Genomic DNA, 20,860 nt, shown 5'->3' with positions numbered 1-20,860 from the left:
CCCCCCGGGCCGGTGCCCCGCCACGGCCGGGTCCGCGCCCCGATGGAAGGGGGACGGAGTGATGACGATGGACAACCAGCCGCAGCAGGAGCCGACCGTCCGATCGGAGGGGCGGCTCGGCTGGGGCGCGGCCCTCGGCAACGTCATCCAGATGGAGCTGCGCCAGCGGCTGCGCACCCGCAGCTGGTACGTCATGCTGGCCGTCTGGTTCGTGGTCATCGGCCTGGTCACCTGGGGTTCGGTGGCCAGCTACAACACGCTGGCCGGCGACGAACTGTTCTTCGGCCCGGGCCGCTTCGTGTTCGAGGCCGTGGTCGGCTTCGTGCTGTTCTTCGGGCTGCTGGTGGCCCCGGCCATGTCCGCGAGCACCGTCAGCGGGGACCGGGCCGGTGGCACCCTGGCGATCATCCAGGTCACCCTGGCCACGCCGGGCCAGCTGCTCACCGGCAAATGGCTGGCCTCCTGGATCGCCGCGCTCGGTTTCCTCGTGGCCGCCCTGCCGTACATCGTCCTGGCCGTGGTGCTGGGCGGACTGGACGTCCCGGGACTAGTGGTCTTCGTCCTGATGGTGGCCGTGGAACTCGGGGTCATCTGCGCCCTCGGCACCGCGGTCTCCGCCATCGTCACCAGGACCCTGTTCGCGGTGGTGGCCACCTACCTGCTGGTGGCCCTGTTCTCGCTGGGCACGCTGATCGGTTTCGCCCTGACCGCCCCGCTGACCATGACCACCGTGCCGGCCAACCAGGCGGTCTATCCGGACGAGCTTCCCGGCTTCGACGAGGAGACCGGCTACGACGGCACGGACTGGTCACCGCTGCGATGCGCCGGGCCGATGGTCCCCCAGGAGACCCTGGACACCCGGTCCACCTATTGGATGCTGGCCGCCAACCCGTTCGTGGTGGTGGCGGACGCCGTGCCGCATCCGGAGAAGCCGCCCTACGATCCCGACGATCCGGAGACCTGGGCTCCCGATGGCATCATGACCTCGATCTCCACCGGGGTGCGCTACCTGCAGCAGCCGCCGGAGACGAACGTCCAGTGTGCACACGGTCAACTGACGGACGAAGGCCCGGACCAGGAGTCCGAGGGCACCCCGGTCTGGCCGCTCGGCTTGGGCATCCAGATCGCGGTGGCCGCCGCCCTGTTCGCGTGGGGCCGCCAGCGGCTGGTGGCCCCGGCCGCCCGCCTGCCGCGGGGGACCCGCGTGGCGTGACCGCCCGGCGTCGCGTGACCGGCCGGCGTCGCCCCCCGAGTGTCCGTCAAACCCTCTTAACGCGCTGTCCGGCCTATCCCCACCGGTGGGGATAGGCCGGACAGCGCGTGGGTTCAGCGGGTCCCGATCTGCCCCTCGCCGAGGACGGCACGGAGGAACTTCTTCGTGCGGTCATGCGTCGGAGCCGTGAACATGGTGTGCGGATCGGCGTCCTCCACGATCGCGCCGCCGTCGAACATCAGCACCCGGTCCGAGACGTCCCGGGCGAATTGCATCTCGTGGGTGACGATCAGCATGGTGATGTCCGTGGTGTCCGCGATGTTCCGCAGGATGCCGAGTACCTCATCCACGATCTCCGGGTCCAGCGCGGAGGTCACCTCGTCCAGCAGCAGGATCTCCGGGTCCATCGCCAGCGCACGGGCGATGGCCACACGCTGCTGCTGACCCCCGGACAGGGACGAGGGGTGGGCATCCGCCTTGTCATCCAGCCCGACCTTGTGCAGCAGATCTGTGGCCTTGGCCCGGGCCTCGGCCTTGGACTGGCCCAGCACGTGGATGGGGGACTCAGTGATGTTCTCCAGCACGGTCATGTTCGGGAACAGGTTGAACTGCTGGAAGACCATGCCGATCCGGGTGCGGGTCTTCTTGATCTCTTTGTTGGACAGGCGGACGCGCTTGCCACCGGCGATCCGGTGGGTCAGAGGATCCCCGTCGATGAGGATCATCCCGTCCGTGGCCTCCTCCAGGGTCATGACCAAGCGCAGGATGGTGGTCTTGCCGGAGCCGGACGGCCCGATCAGGGTCACCCGCTCACCCTTGTTGACGTGGAAGTTCAGGTCCTTGAGCACCACGTTGTCACCGAAGCGCTTCTCCACGTCCCGGAACTCGATGATGGGTGCGGTGCCCTCGGTGGCGCCCGCAGTGGAACCTCCGGCGCGGTCACCGGGGGTGGTGGCACCGGGGTCAGTAGGCGTAGGCAAGTCGCTTCTCCAATCGGCGGACGAGGACGGACGTGGGGTAGCTGGCCAGCAGGAAGATGATGCCGGCCAGCGTGATGGCCTCCACGTAGCGGAAGTTGTTGCCACCGAAGATCTGGGCGGCGTTGACCATCTCCACCACACCGATCACCAGCAGGAACGGCGTGTCCTTGAACATGGAGATGGCGTAGTTGCCCAGGGCCGGCACGGTGGCGCGCAGCGCCTGGGGGATCACGACGGCGGTCCAGGTGCGTCGCGTGGACATGGACAGTGCCGTGGTGGCCTCCCATTGGCCCTGCGGCACGGCATCGATGCCGGCGCGGTACACCTCGGACATGTACGTCGAGTAGTGGATACCGAACACCACGATTCCGATGGTGATCGAATCGAACATCAGGAACGTGTAGTAGGCGAACAGCAGCTGCACGACGATCGGGGTCATGCGGATGAAGCTGACGACCCATTTGACGATCCCGGAGATCGGCTGCGGGGCCAGTCGGATGATCATGGCCCAGACCAGGCCGAGGGCGGCCGCGATCAGGGTGGAGACCACCGTCACCAACAGGGTGACGGTCAGGAATCCCTCCAGGATGTCCGGCAGGGCCCGGAAGGCCATCTCCCAGTCCCATGCGGGGTTCTCGTTCTGCATCAGACGCCACCTCCCGCCATGGACAGTGAGTTCTTGTTGGTGGGCATGGGCGAGAGGATCTCACGCAGAGACGGCCCCCGGCCCAGCCGGTGCTTGGCGCGGGCCTCCAGAGCATTCATGAAGAGCGTCAGGATCAGCGCGAGAAGGAAGTACCCCACCAGCCCGACGGCGGCGTAGGCCCAGAACGTATCCGTCTGCCGGGTGAGCTGATCCAGGTAGAACGTGAAGTCCCGCAGGAGGATGACGCTGACGATGGCGGTGCCCTTGAGCAGGTGGACCATCAGGCTGGCCAGGGACGGGATCATCAGGGCCCAGGCCTGCGGGAAGATCACCCGCCGCATCCGGTGGACCGGAGACATGGACAGGGCCGTGGTGGCTTCCCACTGTCCGCGCGGCACCGAGGCGATGGAGCCGCGCACCACCTCCGCGGAGTACGCCCCGTAGTTCAGGCCCAGGGCGAGCACGCCCACGACCATGCCGGGCAACTCGACTCCGAGCTGGGGGAGGACGAAGAAGATGAAGAACAGTTGGACCACCAGGGAGGTGCCGCGGAAGAACTCGATGATGATCCGGCCGGGGATGGCCAGGGCCTTGTTGGAGGCCCCGGCCATCAGCCCGAGGACAACGGCGAGGATGAGGGACAGCACCGAGCCCATGACGGTGAGCTGGATGGTCACCCACAGCCCTTGGACGAGGAACGGCCAGGCCTCCGCTGTGGCTTGGAGGTTGTCAAGCACCGACTATCAGCCCAGTTCGCCTGCGCACAGCTGTTCGGTGGTGAGGTCCTCCGGGGGGAGGTTCTCGGCGGTGAAGCCGTAGTCACCCACCACCTCCAGGTAGGACTCCTCGGATTCGGTGACGGACCCCAGCGCCTCGTTGTAGGCCTCCAGCAACTCGGCGTCGTCCTGGCGGAACACGGTGCCGCCGGCGCCGATCTGCTCCACGCCGTCGATCACCTGGACGAAGGCGTCGGTGGTCTCGACGCCTGCGTCCGGGTTCTCCTCGGCCAGGGTGTTCAGGGAGATGGCGGTCATGGCGAAGGCGTCCGCTCGGCCGTTGGCCACGGTGTCCATGCCGGTCTGGGCGTCCGGGACGGATTGGACCTCCAGGCCCAGGGACTCGGCATAGCCGGCCTCGATGCCGCCGGCCAGCACGGCCAGGTTGACGTTCTCGCCGGCATCCATCTTCTCCTTGACCGAATCCAGGTCGGTCAGGCCCATCGGATTGCCCTCGGCCACCATCAGGGTGGTGGTGTACATGATCTCCGGATCGGAGAACGCGGCCTGAGCACAGCGGTCCGGGAGGATGGACATGCCAGCGGAGACGGCATCGAAGCGGCCGGCGTTCAGGCCGGGGATCAGGGAGTTCCACTCCACCAGTTCCGCCTCGACGTTCTCGATGCCCATGTCCGAGAAGATCTTCTCGTGCATGGCCACGGTGGCCCCGGCGGGCTCGCCGCCGTCGAGGTAGGAGTAGGGCACCTCGCCGGCGATGCCGACGGTGATGGTGCCCTCCTCCTGGAGGCGCTCCAGGGTGTTGCCCTCGGCTGCGGTGGTGCCCTCGCCGCCATCGTCGCCCTCGGCACCACCGTCACCCCCGCCGCAGGCTGTGAGCATCAGGGCCGAGGCGGCCAGCAGGCCTGCGCCCTGCAGGAGCCGGCGCTGGCGGGACGTGCCGGTGGGAGAGGTCTGAGCGGTCAGGTGCTGGATGGTCATGGCGTGCTCCTCAGCTGTCCGGACCTCCCGGGCTGCCGGCGGGAGGGCCGGTGGTGCGAATCGTGACGGTGCTTGGGTGCGGTGCGTCGTGGTCGGGGCGATGCGCGGAAGCGGCCACACGAGGGTCGGGGATCGTCCCCACACTGTGACCGTCACCACGGAAATCGCTGGCAACCTGAAGCCGACGTTAGCAGAATGTGAACGGGGCTACCATCGGATCGTCGACCTGAAGAATGTCGACAATGTAACGATTCGCGTGGAATGATCAGGGTCCGTCGCATGGAATGATCGTGTTTGCGTCGAAAGGAACCGCCACATGAACCAGACCCAGGACCGGGGCTCGGCCCGCCGGAACGGACCGGTCACCAGGCCCTTGGTCAACACGGTGCGCCGTCCCTCGACGGTCGATCTGATCGCCGTGGAACTGCGCAACGCGATCTACGGGGGCACCTTGAAGCCAGGGTCCTCCGTCCGCGAGGCCGAGGTGGCCTCCCAACTCGGGGTCAGCCGCGGTCCCTTGCGGGAATCGGCCCAGCGACTGGTCCAGGAGGGCTTGCTGGTAGCGCGACCTGGCGCAGGCCTGCGTGTGGTGATGGTGCGTGCGGACCAGGTGGAGGACCTCTACCAGGCGCGGCTCGCGATCGAGGGTGCCGCGGTGCGCCAGATCGCCGCAGTGGATCCCGAGGAGCGTCGGCAGCACATCGCCTCGTTCGAGGTTCTGCTGGACGCACTGGTCTCAGCTCTTGAGGACGGCTCGGATGCCCGCCGGATCGGAGACGCGGACCTGGACCTGCATTACGGGCTGGTCGAGGCCACCGGCAACCTTCGGCTGATGTCCTTCGCCTCCACGCTGATCATCCAGACGCGTGTCGCAGCGCTCTCACACTCGGATGGCTATGTGGTGCGCACGGACATCCTCGACGTCCACCGCACGTTGCTGCGCCAGCTCTCGGACGGCGACGGTCAGGCCGCATCGGAGACCCTGGAAGGGCACTTCCGGCAGACGGTGGACCGCCTGCTCGGACGCCTGAACGAGCCCTTCAGCACGGTCTCCGGCGAGGCCGACGGCTCGCACTTCTCCTTCAACCGCCTGCCCTGACCGCACCCCGGGAGCACGTCAGGCACGGCCCGAGGGCGATTTCTGCCCGCCCGAGGCTCGGAGTCAGCCCGCGACGTTACGGCGGCCCTCGAACGCACGCCCGAGGGTGACCTCGTCGGCGTATTCGAGATCTCCGCCCACCGGCAGCCCGGAGGCCAGGCGCGTGACCTTCAGCCCCGTCGAACCGAGCATCCGGGCCAGGTAGGTGGCGGTCGCCTCACCCTCGAGGTTCGGATCGGTCGCCAGGATGACCTCCTCGATCTCGGCGTTCTGCAAGCGGGTGAGCAGCTCGCGAATGTGCAGCTGGTCCGGACCGATGCCCGCGATCGGATTGATGGAGCCGCCGAGCACGTGGTACCGGCCGCGGAAGGTGCGGGTCCGTTCGATCGCCATGACGTCCTTGGATTCCTCCACCACGCAGATCTGGGCCCGGTCCCGCCGCTCGTCACGGCAGATGGAGCACGTCTCCTGTTCGGAGACGTTGAAGCAGATGCTGCAGTGCTTGACCTTGTCCTTGACCGTCCGGATCGCGTCGGCCAGCCGCATCATGTCCTCCGCATCAGCCTCCAGTACATGGAAGGCGATGCGCTGGGCTGATTTCGGCCCGATGCCGGGCAGCCGTCCGAGCTCGTCGATCAGGTCCTGGACCGCACCTTCGTACACGCTACCGACCACTTTCTGCGTTGCTGGACCGGCCGGTGGGCCGGAGGGGAGAGTTCCTGCGGGACCAGGAGCGTCTGATCAGACGCGTCAGGACAGGGGACTCCCATCCAGCATGCGCTCCTCGATGAAGCGGCCACCCAGCAGTCGCTCGACCACCTTGCGCCCGGCGATGCCGGATTCCTCAATGGTGATGTCGTCCTCGCTGGGAACCTCGTCGCTCCAGTTTACGGACCCCGGTGCCCCGTTTCCGGTCGCACCGCCGCCGCCGTCAGAAGTTCCCGACGCCGGCCCCGTCGCCCCGGGTGCCCCGGGCCGGCCGGCGCCTCCCCCTGAGGTTCCCGCAGTGGATGCACCGCCCTGGGACTGGTTGTACTCCTCCATCATCTGCTGGAAGCGGCTGGACCGCCGATGGTGGGGGGTCTCCGCCGCGGGCGCGGGTGTGCTGGCCGTCTTGGCCTCACGCGCGGCCACCATCTCGGCCTCCGGCTTGGCAAACGACGGAATGCCGCCGAAACCGGGTTCAGGACGGGGGATCGGAGCAGCGCTGGGTTCGGGGCGGGGGCTGAAGTCCGCCGCGCGTTCCGAAGCCGACTCCTGCACCGGAGTCGCATCCGGCGTGAGGTCCGGGACTGGGACCGGCGTGGGGTCTTCGCCCCACTGGCGTGCGTAGCCGCCGTCGTCCTCCGGCCAGGGTTCGTCATCATAGGGCGGCGGCGGGACATCGTCGTACGGGTACGGTCCACCGGAGCCGTCCCAGTCGGAGACCGGAACGTCGTCCGCGGCCAAGTCCTCCGGCTCGGCGCGGCCACCGGGCCCGGTGGCGGCTTCCTCGACGGGGTCGACGGAGTTCTCATCGTCGGTGGAGTCGGTGGAGTCGGTGGAGTCGGTGGAGTCGGTGGAGTCGGTGGAGTCGGTGGTGCCGGGGGTGGCTCCCTCGGCTCCCTCGGTTGAGGTCGAGGCCGCCTCCTGCGTCTCCGGAACGGCTGACGGGGTCGGCGTCGTGACGCCGCCCTGTGGCGCAGGAGCCGCAGCGGCTTCGGCAGGAGGATCGGTGGCGGTCACGGTGGCAGGCGCCGGTGCGGGTTCGCCGGAAGGTGCGGTGGCGGTCACCGCGGCAGGGGGTGCAGCGGGCGTGGCGGGAGCCGCCGGTCCTGGCCCAGAATTGGCGCGCAGGGCGTCGTCGGCGCGCGGTGCGTTCGGTTGAGACGGGGCGGACGACGGCTGGGGCATGGCCGGCGATGGAGGCGTCGCCGACGTCGGCATAGCTTCCCGCAGGGCCGACGTCGGAGTGCTCGACTGCGGTACGTCCGGTTGCGGGGCCGCCAGGGCGGGGCGGCCCTCAGCTTTTGGGCTGGAACCACCCGCTGGCGCGGACCCTCCGGTGATCAGGTCCAGTTGCGGCTGGATCCCGAGGACCGAGTGGACCGCCTCGGAGATCACCTGGTCTCCACCGCGACGCTGGACGGTGTCACGGGGGCCGTCGCCGGAGAAGCCGATGGTCAGCAGCTGGCCGTCGAAGCCCGCCACCGAGGCGTTCTGGGAGACCAGCATCCAGATGAGCCGTGAGTGCTCCTCCAGGTAGCCGAGGATCTCCGGCCACGCCCGGCGAATCATCTCCACCTGAGAGGTGGAACCGCCGTGCGTGGGCGGGGTGGCCGCCGGTGCTGCCGGTGCGGACTCTGCTGACGACGGTGCTGCCGGTGCGGACTCTGCTGCGGGTGGAGCGGTGCGGGCCGGCGCTGAGGGCGGGGTCGCCCGATTCTGCGGCTCCGGCGGCTGCGGGGAGACCGGCTGTTCCTGCGGTTCCGCTTCCGGGGCGCTCCCCTGCTCGACCTGCTGCTCGCCACGCTGGTCGACCTGCTGCTTGACCTGCTGGTCGGCTCGGTGGTCGACGTGCTGCTCGGCACGCTGCTCAGCGCGCGGAGCGTTCACGTCCTGGGCGGGAGGGGCCGACTGGTCCGCCGCCTCGCCACGCTTCATCGCGGCCCGGGCCAAGGCCGCGCCGGACAGGCCCGGGGCGCCGGCTCCACCGGCAGGAGCGCCCTGCGAGACCTGCTGGTGACCGTCGGAGGAGTAGCCGGCGTTCGAGCCCTCGGGCACAGACCGGCGGGCATCCGAGGCGACCGGCGCGGACGGTGCGGGGCTACCGGGAGCGGCAGGGCCGGCGTCGTGCGCCTCGGTGTCCTCCGGGGTACCGCCATAGGCGAGCCGCCGTTCGATCCGGTCCAGGCGGGCGGCGAGGCCGCGCTCGGTGGCGTCCGTGGTGGGCAGCATCAGCCGGGCCATGAGCAGCTCGAGATGCAACCGGGGGCTGGTGGCGCCGACCATCTCGGTGAGGGCCTGGTTGGTGATGTCCGCGGCACGGGAGATCTCGCCGTGCCCGAGCTGCGCCGACTGCGTCTCGAGGCGCCGGATCTGGTCCTCGGGCATGCCGTGGAGCACGGCCGACGCCGAGTCCGGCATGGCCTTGACGATGATGAGGTCCCGGAAACGCTCCAGCAGGTCCTCCACGAAGCGGCGGGGGTCCTGGCCGGACTGCACCACGCGGTCCACCACGCGGAAGACGGTCTGGGAGTCGGCGGCGGCCACGGCATCGACCACGTCGTCCAGCAGGGCGTCCGGGGTGTAGCCGAGCAGGTTCACGGCCAGGTCATAGCCGATGGCACCCTGGGCGGCCCCGGCCATGAGCTGGTCGAGCACGGACAGGGTGTCCCGCACGGAGCCGCCTCCGGAGCGAACCACCAGGGACAGCACGCCCGGCTCCACCTCCATGTTCTCCTGCACGCACAGCCGCTCAAGGTACTCCATGAGCGGCTCCGGCGGCACCAGGCGGAACGGGTAGTGGTGCGTGCGGGAGCGGATGGTCCCGATCACCTTGTCCGGCTCGGTGGTGGCGAAGATGAACTTGATGTGGGGCGGCGGCTCCTCCACGATCTTCAGCAGCGCGTTGAAGCCCGCCGAGGTGACCATGTGGGCCTCGTCGATGATGAAGATCTTGTACCGGTCCCGCACGGGGGCGAAGGTGGCACGTTCGCGCAGGTCGCGGGCATCGTCCACGCCGCCGTGCGAGGCTGCGTCGATCTCGATGACGTCCAGGGCGCCGGAGCCGCCGGTGGCCAGTTCCTGGCAGGAGTCGCACACCCCGCACGGGTGGCCGGTGGGTCCCTCGGCGCAGTTCAGGCAGCGCGCGAGGACGCGGGCCGAGGTCGTCTTGCCACAGCCGCGCGGACCGGAGAAGAGATAGGCGTGATTGACCCGGTCCTTGGACAGGGCGGTCATCAGCGGCACGGTGACGTGCTCCTGGCCAATGATGTCCTCGAAGGAGTCGGGACGGTAGCGGCGGTACAGGGCGGTAGTCACCTATGGAACCTTATCTTCTCTTCGCCGGTCCCCGCAGGGCCGGTGGGGGTCTGTGGAGGAGTCATCGGCGGAGTCCAGGGAGAGCCCGGAACCGCGTCCGGATCGAAGTGGGTCAGCGCCCGGTCCAGGGGGCCGGCCGGCAGGCCGAGGGAGTCCAGCAACAGGTCCCTGACGCTCAGGGGTGACCAGCCGCCGTCGGGCCCTTGGTCCCCGGGTGCGGAGCTGGCCGGCAACGCCGCCAGGTCCGCCAGCGTCACGGCGCCGTCCCGTTTCGCGAGGCGCTGCCCAGCGGCATTCAGCACCAGCGGGACGTGCACGTATTCGGTCGACGGCGCGGGGCGCCCCGTGCGCTCGGCGAGCAGCCGTGCCAGCCAGTCCTGCCGCGGCGTGGAGGAGAGCAGGTCATCCCCGCGCACCACCTGGTCCACCCCCTGGGCCAGGTCATCGACGACGACCGCCAGGTTGTAGGCGAACGCCCCGTCATTGCGGCGCAACACGAAATCGTCGACGGCGGCCTCCACCGTCCCGTTCGACCGGTCCGTGACGCGGTGGACCGGGGCCTGCCCGTCCGGCAGGCCGGCGGCATGGGCGGCGTTGATCCGCAGGGCAGCCGGCCGTTCGGCGCGGCGGCGTTCACGTTCCAATGCGGTGAGCTCGCGGCAGGTCCCGGGGTAGGAGCCGGGTGGCAGGAGGAAGGCCGGCGTGCCGCCAGGGCCGGTTGTGGCGGACGCGGGCGCGGACGCGGGCGCGGACGCGTGCGCAGACGGTTGCGCGGCGGGGCCGGGGGCAGGGCGCTGGTCGGGGTGTGAGGCGCCCGGAACCGTGGGGTGGGGATCGAGGTGCGGGGCGCTCGTGGCCTCGGCGATGTCCTTGCGGGAGCAGTAGCACTCGTAGACCAGGCCGCTGTCCAGGGCATCCCCCCTGCCGGCGGTGCCCAACTCGGTGAGGGCGTCCTCATAGAGGTGGACGCGCTCGGACTGGCGGACCGGTGCGGCATCCCAGGTGATGCCGATGGCCGCCAGATCGGCGATCTGCTGGGCCTCCGCACCGGAGCGGACGCGGTCCAGGTCCTCGATGCGCAGGAGGAACGTCCGGTCCGAGTGACGGGCATACAGCCAGGCCAGGATCGCGGTGCGGAGGTTGCCCAGGTGTAGCGCGCCGGACGGGCTGGGGGCGTAGCGGCCTGCGGACACGGGACCTCCGGGAAGGTGGTGCGGCTGGTGGTCACACAGCGGCGTGAACAGCGGGTAACTGGGGGAAACTAAAGACCCCCCACGCACCTGCCAGAGCCCACTTACCCTTGCTACCTTCCGGTCCTGGGGGAGTTCAGCGAGATGACACCACGTGAGGGGCCGTCGTCCATACTATCAGCGTCCGCCGCCGGATGTGATCTCGCTGTGGTGGCAACTGCCGGGAGGCGTGGGAACTCATCAACCCCGAGGTGCCACCACAGCGCCCTGGTCTGACGGTACTGGCCTGAGTGACTGAGCGAGTGGGCCTGAGCGTGACGCCCGCCCTGTCTCCGGGGTAGACCGGCACCTAGTCTGGGCGCATGACCTCACGTGAGCAGTGGAGTGCCGTTGACGACTACCTCGAGGAGACCGCCATCCGCCCGGAAGCGGCGTATGGCCGCACCCGTGCCGCCACCCACGAGGCCGGGCTGCCGCCGATCGAGGTGCCCGCCGGGCAGGGCAAGCTGATGGGCCTGATCGCCGAGCTGGCCGGGGCGCGGTCCGTCCTGGAGTTCGGCACCCTCGGCGGGTATTCGACGCAATGGTTCGCGGCCGCCGTCGGGCCCGGGGGCACGGTGACCACCCTCGAATACGCACCGCGGCATGCCGAGGTGGCCCGGGCCAACCTGGACGCCGCGGGACTGGGAGACCGGGTGCAGATCCGCGTCGGGGCGGCGCTGGACACCGTGCAGGAGCTCATCGACTCCGGGGCGGGCCCCTTCGACGTGGTCTTCATCGACGCAGACAAGGCCAACAATGCCAACTACCTCGATGCCGCCCTGAAGCTCTCCCGGCCCGGCACCGTGATCATCGGGGACAACGTGGTCCGCGACGGCAGGGTGCTGGACGCCTCGGGGACCGGCGCCGATGCCGACGACGTGGCCGGGATCCGCGCCTACCTGCGGCGCCAGGGGGACGATCCGCGGCTGGATGGCACGGCACTGCAGACCGTCAGTGGCAAGGGCTGGGACGGCTTCGCCCTGGCCATCGTGCGGGACGTGCAACCCGGTGTGACCGGCACGGAATGAGCCGATTGGTCCCCGAGGCCTTCGGTCAGGTACGATGAATCCTGCTCTTGAGTCGGTTGCCACGCGTATCCGAAACTTGGGCACCTCAGGAGGATTCGCCTAGCGGCCTATGGCGCACGCCTGGAACGCGTGTTGGGTTAACGCCCTCGGGGGTTCAAATCCCCCATCCTCCGCAGTCAGACCCCGGAAACCTCACGGTTTCCGGGGTCTTTGCGTTGAGGCCGACCTTGGCCCTGTCCCGCGTGGAGTTCTCCCGATGATCGTGAGGATTCACGGTCATGATGACGGGGAATCCTCACGATCGGCGGGACATCTCGCAGATGGACCAGCCCGACGGCTGGACCGCCTCCTAGGCTGGGGCGGATGAGCATCCCCTTGGACAGCGCGCACACCGACTTCTGGCGACGGACCCGGGAGGCCGTCCCCTCCCTGCCGCCGGACCTTCCGGAGGCCTGGGCCTTCGGCGCCACTCCGGACCATGCGGATGCCTTGCTGGCACTCGTCCTCGACGGCACCAAGACGGGCACCGCGTCCTCCGGCTGGGACTACGAGGCAACGGGCGAGCCGATCCCGGCCGCGGGCGAGTTCAGCATCATCCTCGACGGCGGCGGGCGGCCACGCGCGGTCATCGAGACCACGGACGTCCGCGTGGTGCCCTTCGGCGAGGTCGACGCCGCCCACGCCCGGGCCGAGGGGGAAGGCGATCTGAGTCTGGCTGCCTGGCGCGCCATCCATGAGCGCTACTGGCGGTCCCATTCTGGGAACCCGCGTGGCTGGGCGCCGGACATGCCCGTGATCTGCGAACGCTTCCGGCTGGTCTACTCGGACAAGCCGGCTCAGGAGAACAGCGCGATGCCGTAGACCGCGAACACCACGAGGTGGGCGGCCCCGTGCAGGGCCGTCACCTTCCGGGCTGCCAGCGTGGTCACGGACAGCAGCAGTGTCACCCCCAGCAGGAGCAGGTTGGCCGGAGACTCGGCCAGCACGACGTCCTGTCCGGTGAACAGGCCGATGACCAGTACGGCGGGAATGGTGAGCCCGACCGTGGAGACCAGGGCGCCGTGGCAGAGGTTGCTGACCCGCTGGATCTCTCCGCCCAGGGCGGCGCGCACCGAGGTGATGGCCTCGGGCAGGAACACGATCATGGCGATCAGCACCCCGCTCAGGGCCACGGGCGCCCCGAGACGTCCCAGACCGTCATCCAGCAGGGCAGCCATGTCATGGGAGAGCAGCACGATGGGCAGGACGGTCGCCACCAGCAGGGCCACCCGGGCGATGAGCTCGCCGCGGTGGCGCGTCAGGGTCTCCCGGATGCTGGGGGCGGCCGGTGCCGAGCCCGTGGCAGTGGCTGGGCCGGCGTCGACCTCACGGAAATCCGCGGCCTGGGGACCCATCTGACGGACCAGGAAGAACACGTACAGGGCCAGGGTGAGGACGATGATCGGGATCTCCTGTCCCGGGGTGTACGCGCCGTCGCGGCCGATCACCGCGGGCAGCGCCAGCGCCATCGCGGCCAGCGGGACCAGCAGGGCGAGGTAGGCGGAGGCGCCGGTGCGGTTGTGCGGCAAGCCGCCGTGGCGTAGCCCGCCGACGAGGAGGGACAGCCCGATGACGGCGTTCAGGATGATCATGGAGACGGCCATGACCGAGTCCCGGGCGATCGTGGCATGCTCGCCGGGGCCCAGCATGACGGCGGCGATCAGCACCACCTCGATCAGCACGATCGAGAGGGTCAGCACGAGGGTCCCGTAGGGATCGCCGAGGCGGCGGGCGAGATACTCGGCCTCGTGCACCACCCCGAAGGAGCAGAGCAGGATGACCCCGACGATCACCGCCAGGGCGGTGATCAAAAGGGGCGCGGGGAGGGGCGGTTCCAGCAGCGGGCCGGAGAGGGCCAGCGCGAGAAAGGTCCCCCAGCCCACACCGAGCCGGACGAGGGCGGCGGGGGTGAGGATGGATCGCACGGGGGAGGAGCCGCGGGAGGTGGAAGATGCCGGTGAACTGGCCATGGCGGTTCGGGTCCTGTCCTGAAGGGGGTCGTCCCCGTCGCAACAAGCCGGAATGGGCCGTCCCATCCGCAGGTCCGCCGTGGTGTCCGGCGTCCCGATCAGCCATTCTAGCGCCGCCGGCGTCACCGCGGAGTGACCTGGACAACAGGTCGTCGGCTGGGGAATGCTACTAGTGAGTATGGCAATCTCCCCATCGTGCCCCTGGCGCCGATGCCGCTTCTGCCGAGAGGACCACCATGACCGAGGCCTACATCGTCAATGCCGTCCGCACGCCCGTGGGGCGCCGCGGCAAGGGGCTGGCTCAGATCCACCCGTTGGACCTGGCAGCGGCCCCGATCCGCGAGATCATCAGCCGGGCCGGGGTGGACACGGAGCTCTATGACGAGGTGATCCTGGGCTGCATCGATCAGGTCGGTCCGCAGGCCATGGACATCGCCCGCAGCGCCTGGCTGGCCGCGGGCGGCTCCGAGTCCGTCCCGGGCACCACGGTGGAGCGGCAGTGCGGTTCCGGCCAGCAGGCCATCCATTACGCGGCCCAGGCCGTCATGTCCGGCACGAGCGACCTGGTCATCGCCGGGGGCGTGCAGTCGATGTCCGCCATCCCGCTGTCCTACTCCAACCGGGCCGCGCGCGAGTTCGGCTTCGAGGACCCCTTCACCGGATCCCCGTCCTGGGCCGACCGCTACGGGGACCAGGAGATCTCCCAGTTCCGCGGGGTGGAGATGATGGTGGACCGGTGGGGTTTCACCCGGGATCAACTGGAGGAGTTCGCCGTGACCTCGCAGCAGCGAGCCCTGGCGGCCCGGGCCGCGGGCCGCTTCGAGCGCGAGATCATCCCGGTCCCGGGGGCTGAGTCGGTGACCCAGGACGAAGGCCCGCGCGAGCCGGACCTGGACAAGATCCGCTCTCTGGACCCGATCCTTCCCGGCGGCGCGCACACGGCGGCCTCGGCGTCCCAGATGTCCGACGCCGCCGCGGCCCTCCTGATCGCCTCGCCGGCCGCGGTGGAACGGTTCAACCTGACTCCCCGGGCCCGTATCCACCATCTGTCCGCGCGCGGCGCGGACCCCGTGATGATGCTCTCCGCGCCGATCCCCGCGACGCAGTACGCCTTGGAGAAGTCGGGTCTCACCCTGGACGAGATCGACCTGGTGGAGATCAACGAGGCGTTCGCCGCCGTCGTGCTCGCCTGGTTGCAGGAGACCGGCGCGGATCCGGAGAAGGTGAACGTCAACGGCGGGGCGATCGCTCTGGGTCACCCGATCGGGGCCACCGGTGCCCGCCTGATGACCTCGCTGTTGCATGAGCTCGAGCGCACCGGTGGCCGCTACGGTCTCCAGACCATGTGCGAGGGCGGCGGCCAGGCGAACGTCACCATCATCGAGAGGCTCTGACCATGACCACGGAGACCGCAGCACCCGATCAGGCCATCACCCGGGCCGGGGCCAATACCTTGGGCACCCTGCTCGCGCGGACCGCCTCCCGCAACGGGAAGAACACGGCGCTCCGGTTTGAGGACCGCGAGTGGACCTACGCCGAGCTGGAGCAGGCCGTGCACCGGGTGGCCCACCGGCTGCGGGACGCCGGGCTGCCGGAGGGCTCACGCGTGGCCGCCTACGGGCTGAACTCGGACGCCTACGCGATCCTGTTCCTCGCCTGCTCCACCGCCGGATACGTGCACGTTCCGGTCAACTTCGCGCTCAAGGGCGAGGAGCTGGCCTACCTCCTCGAGGACTCCGGCGCCGCACTCCTCGTGGCGGATCCCGCGCTGATGCCGCGCATCGGTGAGATCCGGGACCAGGGGCGCGCGGCCGGCGTCGGGCAGCTCTGGCCCTTCTTCTCTGACGGGGGTCTTCCCGACGGCGGCGCGGACGGCGCCGCGGCCGGCGCTTCGGACGCGGCGCTGCTGGCCACGGCCCTGGACGAGTCGACGTCTTCCACCCCACTGGACTTGCCCATCGGCGATGCCGACCTGGCCCAACTGCTGTACACCTCCGGCACGACGTCCGCCCCCAAGGGCGCGATGATGTCCCACCGGGCGCTGATCGCCGAGTACATGTCCACCATCGTGGCCCTCGACCTGACGGAGGAGGACCGGCCGCTGGTGTGCATGCCGCTGTACCACTCGGCGGCGATGCACGTGTTCCTGATGCCCTACCTGTCCCTCGGCGCGACCATCCGGCTGCTGCCGAAGCCGGATGTGCCGGAGGTCCTGCGGTTCGTGGAGGCCGAGCACATCGGCTCGCTCTTCCTCGCGCCCACGGTGTGGGTGCCGCTGAGCAACCACCCGGACCTGGATTCCCGGGACCTCTCCTCGCTGACCAAGGCGCAGTACGGCGCCTCGATCATGCCGGTGACGGTGCTGCAGCGACTGCGCGAACGGTTCCCGCAGCTCGGCTTCTACAACTGCTTCGGCCAGTCCGAGATGGCCCCGCTGTGCACGGTGCTCCGCCCCGAGGAACACCACGCGCGGCCCGCCTCCTGCGGCCGGCCCGTGCTGTTCGTCGAGGCACGGCTGGTCACGGCGGAGGGTGCGTTGGCCGAGCCGGGCCAGCCCGGGGAGGTGCAGTACCGGTCTCCGCAGCTGATGAGCGGGTACTGGAACAAGCCCGATGCCACCGCCGAGGCGTTCGACGAGGGGTGGTTCCGATCCGGCGACCAGGCCACCCAGGATGCGCAGGGTTACCTGCAGATCGTGGACCGCATCAAGGATGTGATCAATACCGGCGGCGTGCTCGTGGCCCCGCGGGAGGTCGAGGACTGCATCTACGAGCTGGAGCAGGTCGCGGAAGTCGCCGTGGTGGGGCTGCCGGACGAGCGCTGGATCGAGGCGGTGACGGCCGTCGTCGTGCTCAAGGAGGGCGCCGAACTGACTGCCGAGACCATCCGTGCCCACGTGAAGTCGAAGATCGCGGACTTCAAGGTGCCCAAGCGTGTGGACTTCGTGGCCGAGCTGCCGCGCAATCAGTCGGGCAAGCTGCTCAAGCGGGAGTTGCGGGCGGAGCGGAGCTAGCTCGTCGGCAGGATGATCAGCCGGCTTCGGCCCGCTGTGCGGGCAGAGATATGGGGTATGACGCGAACCCCACGGTGCCGTTTGACCTCTCAAGCACGAAGGCATCGGCCTCGTCCAGGAGCAGTTCCGCATCCCATCGCTTGACCTGGACGGAGATCTCTTCGAGGTTCTTGCGCACCAACTCGGCGGTGATGCCCAGGGAACCGCTGTGGATGGAGTACACCGGCTGATAGCCTCGGCGTCCACCGCGGCGGTCAGGGGCGCTGGTCGTCCGGCAGCACCAGCTTGTACCGCAGACCGGGGTTGTACTCGTAGCGGCTGAGGCCGGTATCCCGTGGGGCACGCGTGCACGTGGGGTCAGCCTCATCCGGCATTCTGGAGAAAATATGTACCGAAACCGCTGGATTCAAGGCCCATCCTTCCCATGTGCACTTTGCGGGCAGGTATCGCTAATGATTTCTGCCCGCAAATCGCAGGGAGTGGGGATGGAGCCGGCTCAAGGTGGCCCGGTAGTTCCCAGTGAGCCCAGCCCGATGACCTTCTTCCGCAGTGATTCACGGGAGTGCCCGTCCATGGTCTGCCGGGCGGCCTCTGTATCACCGGAGAGGATGGCGTCGAGGATGGACCGGTGCCCGGTGAGCTCGTCGGACTCCTGCAGGCGGTTGTCCAGCCAAGGGGCGAGGTAGCGCATGCGGTACAGCTCGTCCATGAGTTCGCCCAGGATTTTCTCTGCCCGGGCGTTCCGAGAGATGCGGGCGATGGCCAGGTGGAATCCCGTGGCCGCGTGGAACGCGGCCTCGGCGTCTGTGGCTTGCTCCTGGGTGAGGAGCAAGGCCTCGAGCTCCTGCTTGTCCTGATCGGTGGCGCGCTCCGCGGCTGTGGCGGCCATGGGTGGCTCGATCATCTGGCGAACCTCAAAGATGTCGTGCACGTCCTCCAGGCGGAGTGATCGGACCAGGTAGCCCTTGCGGGGCAGTACCGTGACCCACCCCTCGTGGGCAAGAAGCCGCAAAGCCTCCCGGACAGGAGTCTTGGAGACCCCGTACTCCTCCGCCAGCTCGAACTCGTAGAGGAACGACTCCGGGGTGCGGTGGGCGGTTAGGATGTCCTGCTTGAGCAGTGAGTAAACGCGCTCGGTCGCCGAACGGGGTTTGGCGGCGGCATCTTCCCCGGCCGAGGCTGTGGCCTCTGATCTTGTCCCCACGCGGTCGGCCTCCTTAGCACTACGTGCACTTCTCAACTCATTGGGTCTCAGCGTACCGGGGTCCACCCCTCGGAACCCATTCAAATGTGACCGTTGACACATTGCGCGCTTTCCTGTGAGACTCTGAACACACCTCAGAAATATCACAAGTACGTTCTGGAGAGCCATGAGACAACAGAGCAGTTCGGTCGCTGAGCTTGACCGCCCGCCGGTCGAGAACCACCCCGCCATGGTCAGCATGCTGACCCCCGAGGGCATCCGCGTCCCGGGCGGCGAGTACGAGGTGTTCGCCGATGCCCTGGACGTGAAGACCCTTCAGGACCTGTTCCGGGACATGAGTCTCCAGCGCCGCTTCGACACCGAGGCCACGGCCCTGCAGCGGCAGGGTGAACTTGCCCTCTTCCCGCCCGCGCTCGGACAGGAGGCCGCCCAGACGGGGCTCGGCCACGCACTGCGGCCCCAGGACTTCGTGTTCACCTCCTACCGGGAACACGGGGTGGCCCTGTCCCGCGGCCTCACCCCGGCGGACATCCTGAAGGTGTTCCGCGGCAGCTCTCACGGCGGCTGGGACCCGCAGCAGCACAACTTCCACAACTACGAGATCATCATCGGCGCCCAGTCGCTCCACGCGACCGGGTACGCCATGGGAGTGCGGCTCGAGGGCCGCGTCGGCACCGGGGACTCCGGCCAGGACGTGGCCACCGTGGCCTGCTTCGGCGACGGCGCCACCTCGGAGGGAGACGTCTCGGAGGCTCTCACCTTCGCCGGGGCCTTCAACGCCCCCGTGCTCTTCTACTGCCAGAACAACCAGTGGGCGATCTCCGAGCCCACCCGGGTCCAGACTTCCGCCCCGCTGTACCGTCGCGGGGAGGGCTTCGGTGTCCCGGGGATCCGCGTGGACGGCAACGACGTCATCGCCACCTACGCCGTGGCCCGCTACTGCCTGGAGCGCATCCGCGCCGGGCACGGGCCGATGCTCATCGAGGCCTACACCTACCGCATGGGCGCACACACTACGGCAGACGATCCCACCAAGTACCGCTCGGCGGCGGAGGCGGAGCGCTGGGCCGCCAGGGACCCTCTGGATCGGCTACGCCGCCACCTCAGCGGAGAACTGGGCGTGCCCGGCGACTTCTTAGCCCAGGTCGAGGCCGAGGTGGACGACTTCGCCGCGGCCCTGCGCCGCGACTGCGTCGAGATGCCGGATCCTGAGTTCGCCACGATTTTCGACCACGCCTACTCCACCCCGCACCCCCTGGTGGAGGAGGAACGCGCCTGGTACGCCGATTACCTGGCATCGTCCGAGGACGGACCTGGCTCCGACGGCGCGGAAGGGGCCCGGGCATGACAGCGACCACCACTACGGAGAACACGGCCACCGCACCGGCGACCACGATCACCATGACCATGGCCGGGGCACTCAACGCCGGACTGCGCCGGGCCTTGGAGGCCGACCCGCGGGTCCTGCTCATGGGCGAAGACATCGGCAGGCTCGGCGGCGTCTTCCGCATCACCGAAGGCCTGCAGGAGGCCTTCGGCGTGAACCGGGTTATCGACGCGCCGCTGGCTGAGTCGGGCATCGTCGGCACTGGCATCGGATTGGCGATCCGCGGCTTCCGGCCCGTTCTGGAGATGCAGTTCGACGCCTTCGTCTTCCCCGCCTACGACCAGATCATCAACCAGGTGGCCAAGCTGCACACCCGCACGGCCGGCCACCAGGTCACGCCACTCGTCATCCGGATCCCCTACGGCGGTGGCATTGGCTCGCCGGAGCACCATTCCGAGTCTCCGGAGTCGGTCTTCGCCCATCACGCCGGTCTGCGCATCCTGACGCCGTCCACGCCGCAGGACGCCTACTGGGCCATCCAGGAGGCCGTCGCCGTCGACGACCCGGTGATCTTCTTCGAGCCCAAGCGCCGCTACTGGATGAAGGGCGAGGTCAACACGTCAGAACGGGACGGGGACCCACAGCGGGCGGTCGTCCGCCAGGTCGGCACGGACGTCACGCTCGTCAGCTACGGACCGCTGGTGCCCACCGCGGTGGAGGCCGCTGAGGCCGCCGCGGAGGAGGGGGTCTCCGTTGAGCTGATCGACCTGCGGTCCCTGAACCCCATCGACTTCGACACCATCGAGGCCTCGGTCAGGCGCACGGGACGGCTCGTCGTCGCCCACGAGGCGCCCACGTTCCTGGGCCTGGGCTCGGAGATCGCGGCGCGCCTCTCGGAACGGGTCTTCTACCACCTCGAGGCACCGGTGATCCGGGTGGGCGCCTTCCACGCGCCCTATCCCGCCGCGAAGATCGAACACCACTACGTGCCCGACGTCGACCGCCTGCTCGAGGGCATCGACCGCGCGCTGGCCTACTGACGAGGAGGACAAGCATGACAACCCAGTTCGCCCTGCCCGACGTCGGCGAGGGCTTGACGGAGGCCGACATCGTCTCCTGGAAGGTGGCGGCCGGAGACACGGTCACCCTCAACCAGGTGCTCGTGGAGATCGAGACCGCCAAGTCCCTCGTCGAGCTCCCCAGCCCCCACCAGGGCCGGATCGGCACGCTGCTGGTCGCCGAGGGAGACACCGTGGCCGTGGGCACGCCCATCATCGAGTTCGCCACGGCGGATGCCCCGGAGGCCCAGCCCCAGGCCGCCGTGGGCGCGGGTGGTGGAGCGGGCGCTGGAGAATACCGTGACGACCACCA

Annotated in this window: 19 protein-coding genes, 1 tRNA gene and 1 other RNA gene; 10 read left to right on the top strand and 11 right to left on the bottom strand. The window is 69.2% G+C overall.

The features are described from left to right. On the top strand, window positions 1–1,213 hold a 1,213-nt coding region (locus tag RUH65_RS10695), incomplete at its 5' end, for an ABC transporter permease (protein ID WP_313817392.1). Window positions 1,214–1,326: 113 nt separating this feature from the next. Here the strand turns inward: RUH65_RS10695 and ehuA are convergent. From ehuA to ehuB, 4 genes are all read right to left on the bottom strand, one after another. Continuing rightward, window positions 1,327–2,106, bottom strand: a complete 780-nt coding sequence (ehuA, locus tag RUH65_RS10690) for an ectoine/hydroxyectoine ABC transporter ATP-binding protein EhuA (protein ID WP_313817394.1) — start codon at window positions 2,104–2,106, stop codon at window positions 1,327–1,329. A 70-nt stretch (window positions 2,107–2,176) separates the two neighbouring features. Next, complete coding sequence (gene ehuD / locus RUH65_RS10685) at window positions 2,177–2,839, bottom strand: ectoine/hydroxyectoine ABC transporter permease subunit EhuD (RefSeq protein WP_313817391.1); 663 nt, start codon at window positions 2,837–2,839, stop codon at window positions 2,177–2,179. Continuing rightward, window positions 2,839–3,576 (bottom strand): amino acid ABC transporter permease, encoded by a 738-nt coding sequence (locus tag RUH65_RS10680; RefSeq protein WP_313817390.1) that lies wholly within the window; start codon window positions 3,574–3,576, stop codon window positions 2,839–2,841. Before RUH65_RS10680 ends, ehuD begins: the two co-directional genes overlap by 1 nt. A gap of 6 nt (window positions 3,577–3,582) precedes the next feature. After that, entirely contained in the window at window positions 3,583–4,554 is a 972-nt protein-coding gene (gene ehuB, locus RUH65_RS10675; protein ID WP_313817389.1) for an ectoine/hydroxyectoine ABC transporter substrate-binding protein EhuB, read from the bottom strand. Window positions 4,555–4,870: 316 nt separating this feature from the next. Here ehuB and RUH65_RS10670 point away from each other — a divergent pair, with 316 nt between their 5' ends. Then, the gene (locus RUH65_RS10670; protein WP_313817388.1) at window positions 4,871–5,653 is read left to right on the top strand and encodes a GntR family transcriptional regulator; all 783 of its coding nucleotides are present in this window, start codon (window positions 4,871–4,873) and stop codon (window positions 5,651–5,653) included. Window positions 5,654–5,716: 63 nt separating this feature from the next. Here the strand turns inward: RUH65_RS10670 and recR are convergent, their stop codons facing one another. The 4 genes from recR to ffs form a co-directional block, all read right to left on the bottom strand. Beyond that, a complete protein-coding gene (recR, locus tag RUH65_RS10665; protein WP_115932279.1) occupies window positions 5,717–6,316 on the bottom strand; it encodes a recombination mediator RecR in 600 nt (199 codons plus the stop codon). Between the two features lie 87 nt (window positions 6,317–6,403). Next, window positions 6,404–9,676, bottom strand: a complete 3,273-nt coding sequence (locus RUH65_RS10660; protein ID WP_313817387.1) for a DNA polymerase III subunit gamma and tau — start codon at window positions 9,674–9,676, stop codon at window positions 6,404–6,406. Next, complete coding sequence (locus RUH65_RS10655; RefSeq protein WP_313817386.1) at window positions 9,673–10,869, bottom strand: glutamate--tRNA ligase family protein; 1,197 nt, start codon at window positions 10,867–10,869, stop codon at window positions 9,673–9,675. Before RUH65_RS10655 ends, RUH65_RS10660 begins: the two co-directional genes overlap by 4 nt. Window positions 10,870–10,936: 67 nt before the next feature. Continuing rightward, window positions 10,937–11,033, bottom strand: an RNA gene (ffs, locus tag RUH65_RS10650) — signal recognition particle sRNA small type. A gap of 195 nt (window positions 11,034–11,228) precedes the next feature. On the opposite strand from ffs, the gene RUH65_RS10645 reads away from it, so the two are divergent. The 3 genes from RUH65_RS10645 to RUH65_RS10635 all read left to right on the top strand — a co-directional run bounded on the left by RUH65_RS10645 (window position 11,229) and on the right by RUH65_RS10635 (window position 12,797). After that, window positions 11,229–11,936, top strand: a complete 708-nt coding sequence (locus RUH65_RS10645) for an O-methyltransferase (RefSeq protein ID WP_313817385.1) — start codon at window positions 11,229–11,231, stop codon at window positions 11,934–11,936. 88 nt (window positions 11,937–12,024) lie between these two features. Further along, a tRNA-Ser gene (locus RUH65_RS10640) sits at window positions 12,025–12,109 on the top strand. Window positions 12,110–12,299: 190 nt separating this feature from the next. Then, window positions 12,300–12,797, top strand: coding sequence for an ASCH domain-containing protein (locus tag RUH65_RS10635; protein ID WP_313817384.1), 498 nt, complete (start codon window positions 12,300–12,302; stop codon window positions 12,795–12,797). Here the strand turns inward: RUH65_RS10635 and RUH65_RS10630 are convergent. Beyond that, window positions 12,773–13,945 carry a calcium:proton antiporter gene (locus tag RUH65_RS10630; RefSeq protein ID WP_313817383.1) on the bottom strand — a complete coding sequence of 391 codons (1,173 nt, stop codon included), beginning with the start codon at window positions 13,943–13,945 and terminating at the stop codon, window positions 12,773–12,775. The two genes, RUH65_RS10635 and RUH65_RS10630, sit on opposite strands and share 25 nt — an antisense overlap. A gap of 236 nt (window positions 13,946–14,181) precedes the next feature. Here RUH65_RS10630 and RUH65_RS10625 point away from each other — a divergent pair, with 236 nt between their 5' ends. Together RUH65_RS10625 and RUH65_RS10620 are read left to right on the top strand one after the other, a co-directional pair. After that, a complete protein-coding gene (locus tag RUH65_RS10625) occupies window positions 14,182–15,339 on the top strand; it encodes an acetyl-CoA C-acetyltransferase (protein WP_313817382.1) in 1,158 nt (385 codons plus the stop codon). Between the two features lie 2 nt (window positions 15,340–15,341). After that, window positions 15,342–16,958, top strand: a complete 1,617-nt coding sequence (locus RUH65_RS10620; protein WP_313817381.1) for a fatty acyl-CoA synthetase — start codon at window positions 15,342–15,344, stop codon at window positions 16,956–16,958. A 16-nt stretch (window positions 16,959–16,974) separates the two neighbouring features. Here RUH65_RS10620 and RUH65_RS10615 read toward each other — a convergent pair whose 3' ends face one another. Both RUH65_RS10615 and RUH65_RS10610 read right to left on the bottom strand, forming a co-directional pair. Beyond that, a complete protein-coding gene (locus tag RUH65_RS10615) occupies window positions 16,975–17,181 on the bottom strand; it encodes a hypothetical protein (RefSeq protein WP_313817379.1) in 207 nt (68 codons plus the stop codon). 273 nt (window positions 17,182–17,454) lie between these two features. Continuing rightward, window positions 17,455–18,162, bottom strand: coding sequence for a GntR family transcriptional regulator (locus tag RUH65_RS10610; protein ID WP_313817377.1), 708 nt, complete (start codon window positions 18,160–18,162; stop codon window positions 17,455–17,457). 166 nt (window positions 18,163–18,328) lie between these two features. Here RUH65_RS10610 and RUH65_RS10605 point away from each other — a divergent pair, with 166 nt between their 5' ends. From RUH65_RS10605 to RUH65_RS10595, 3 genes are all read left to right on the top strand, one after another. Continuing rightward, window positions 18,329–19,510 carry a thiamine pyrophosphate-dependent dehydrogenase E1 component subunit alpha gene (locus RUH65_RS10605; protein WP_313817376.1) on the top strand — a complete coding sequence of 394 codons (1,182 nt, stop codon included), beginning with the start codon at window positions 18,329–18,331 and terminating at the stop codon, window positions 19,508–19,510. Then, a complete protein-coding gene (locus RUH65_RS10600) occupies window positions 19,507–20,529 on the top strand; it encodes a transketolase C-terminal domain-containing protein (RefSeq protein WP_313817375.1) in 1,023 nt (340 codons plus the stop codon). Before RUH65_RS10605 ends, RUH65_RS10600 begins: the two co-directional genes overlap by 4 nt. Window positions 20,530–20,543: 14 nt before the next feature. Beyond that, on the top strand, window positions 20,544–20,860 hold a 317-nt coding region (locus tag RUH65_RS10595), incomplete at its 3' end, for a biotin/lipoyl-containing protein (protein ID WP_313817373.1).

It is taken from the genome of Citricoccus sp., from assembly GCF_032154715.1.
Taxonomy (GTDB): Bacteria; Actinomycetota; Actinomycetes; order Actinomycetales; family Micrococcaceae; genus Citricoccus.
The sequence above is the reverse complement of the archived record's forward strand: the minus strand, read 5'-3'. Positions and strand labels throughout refer to the sequence as shown.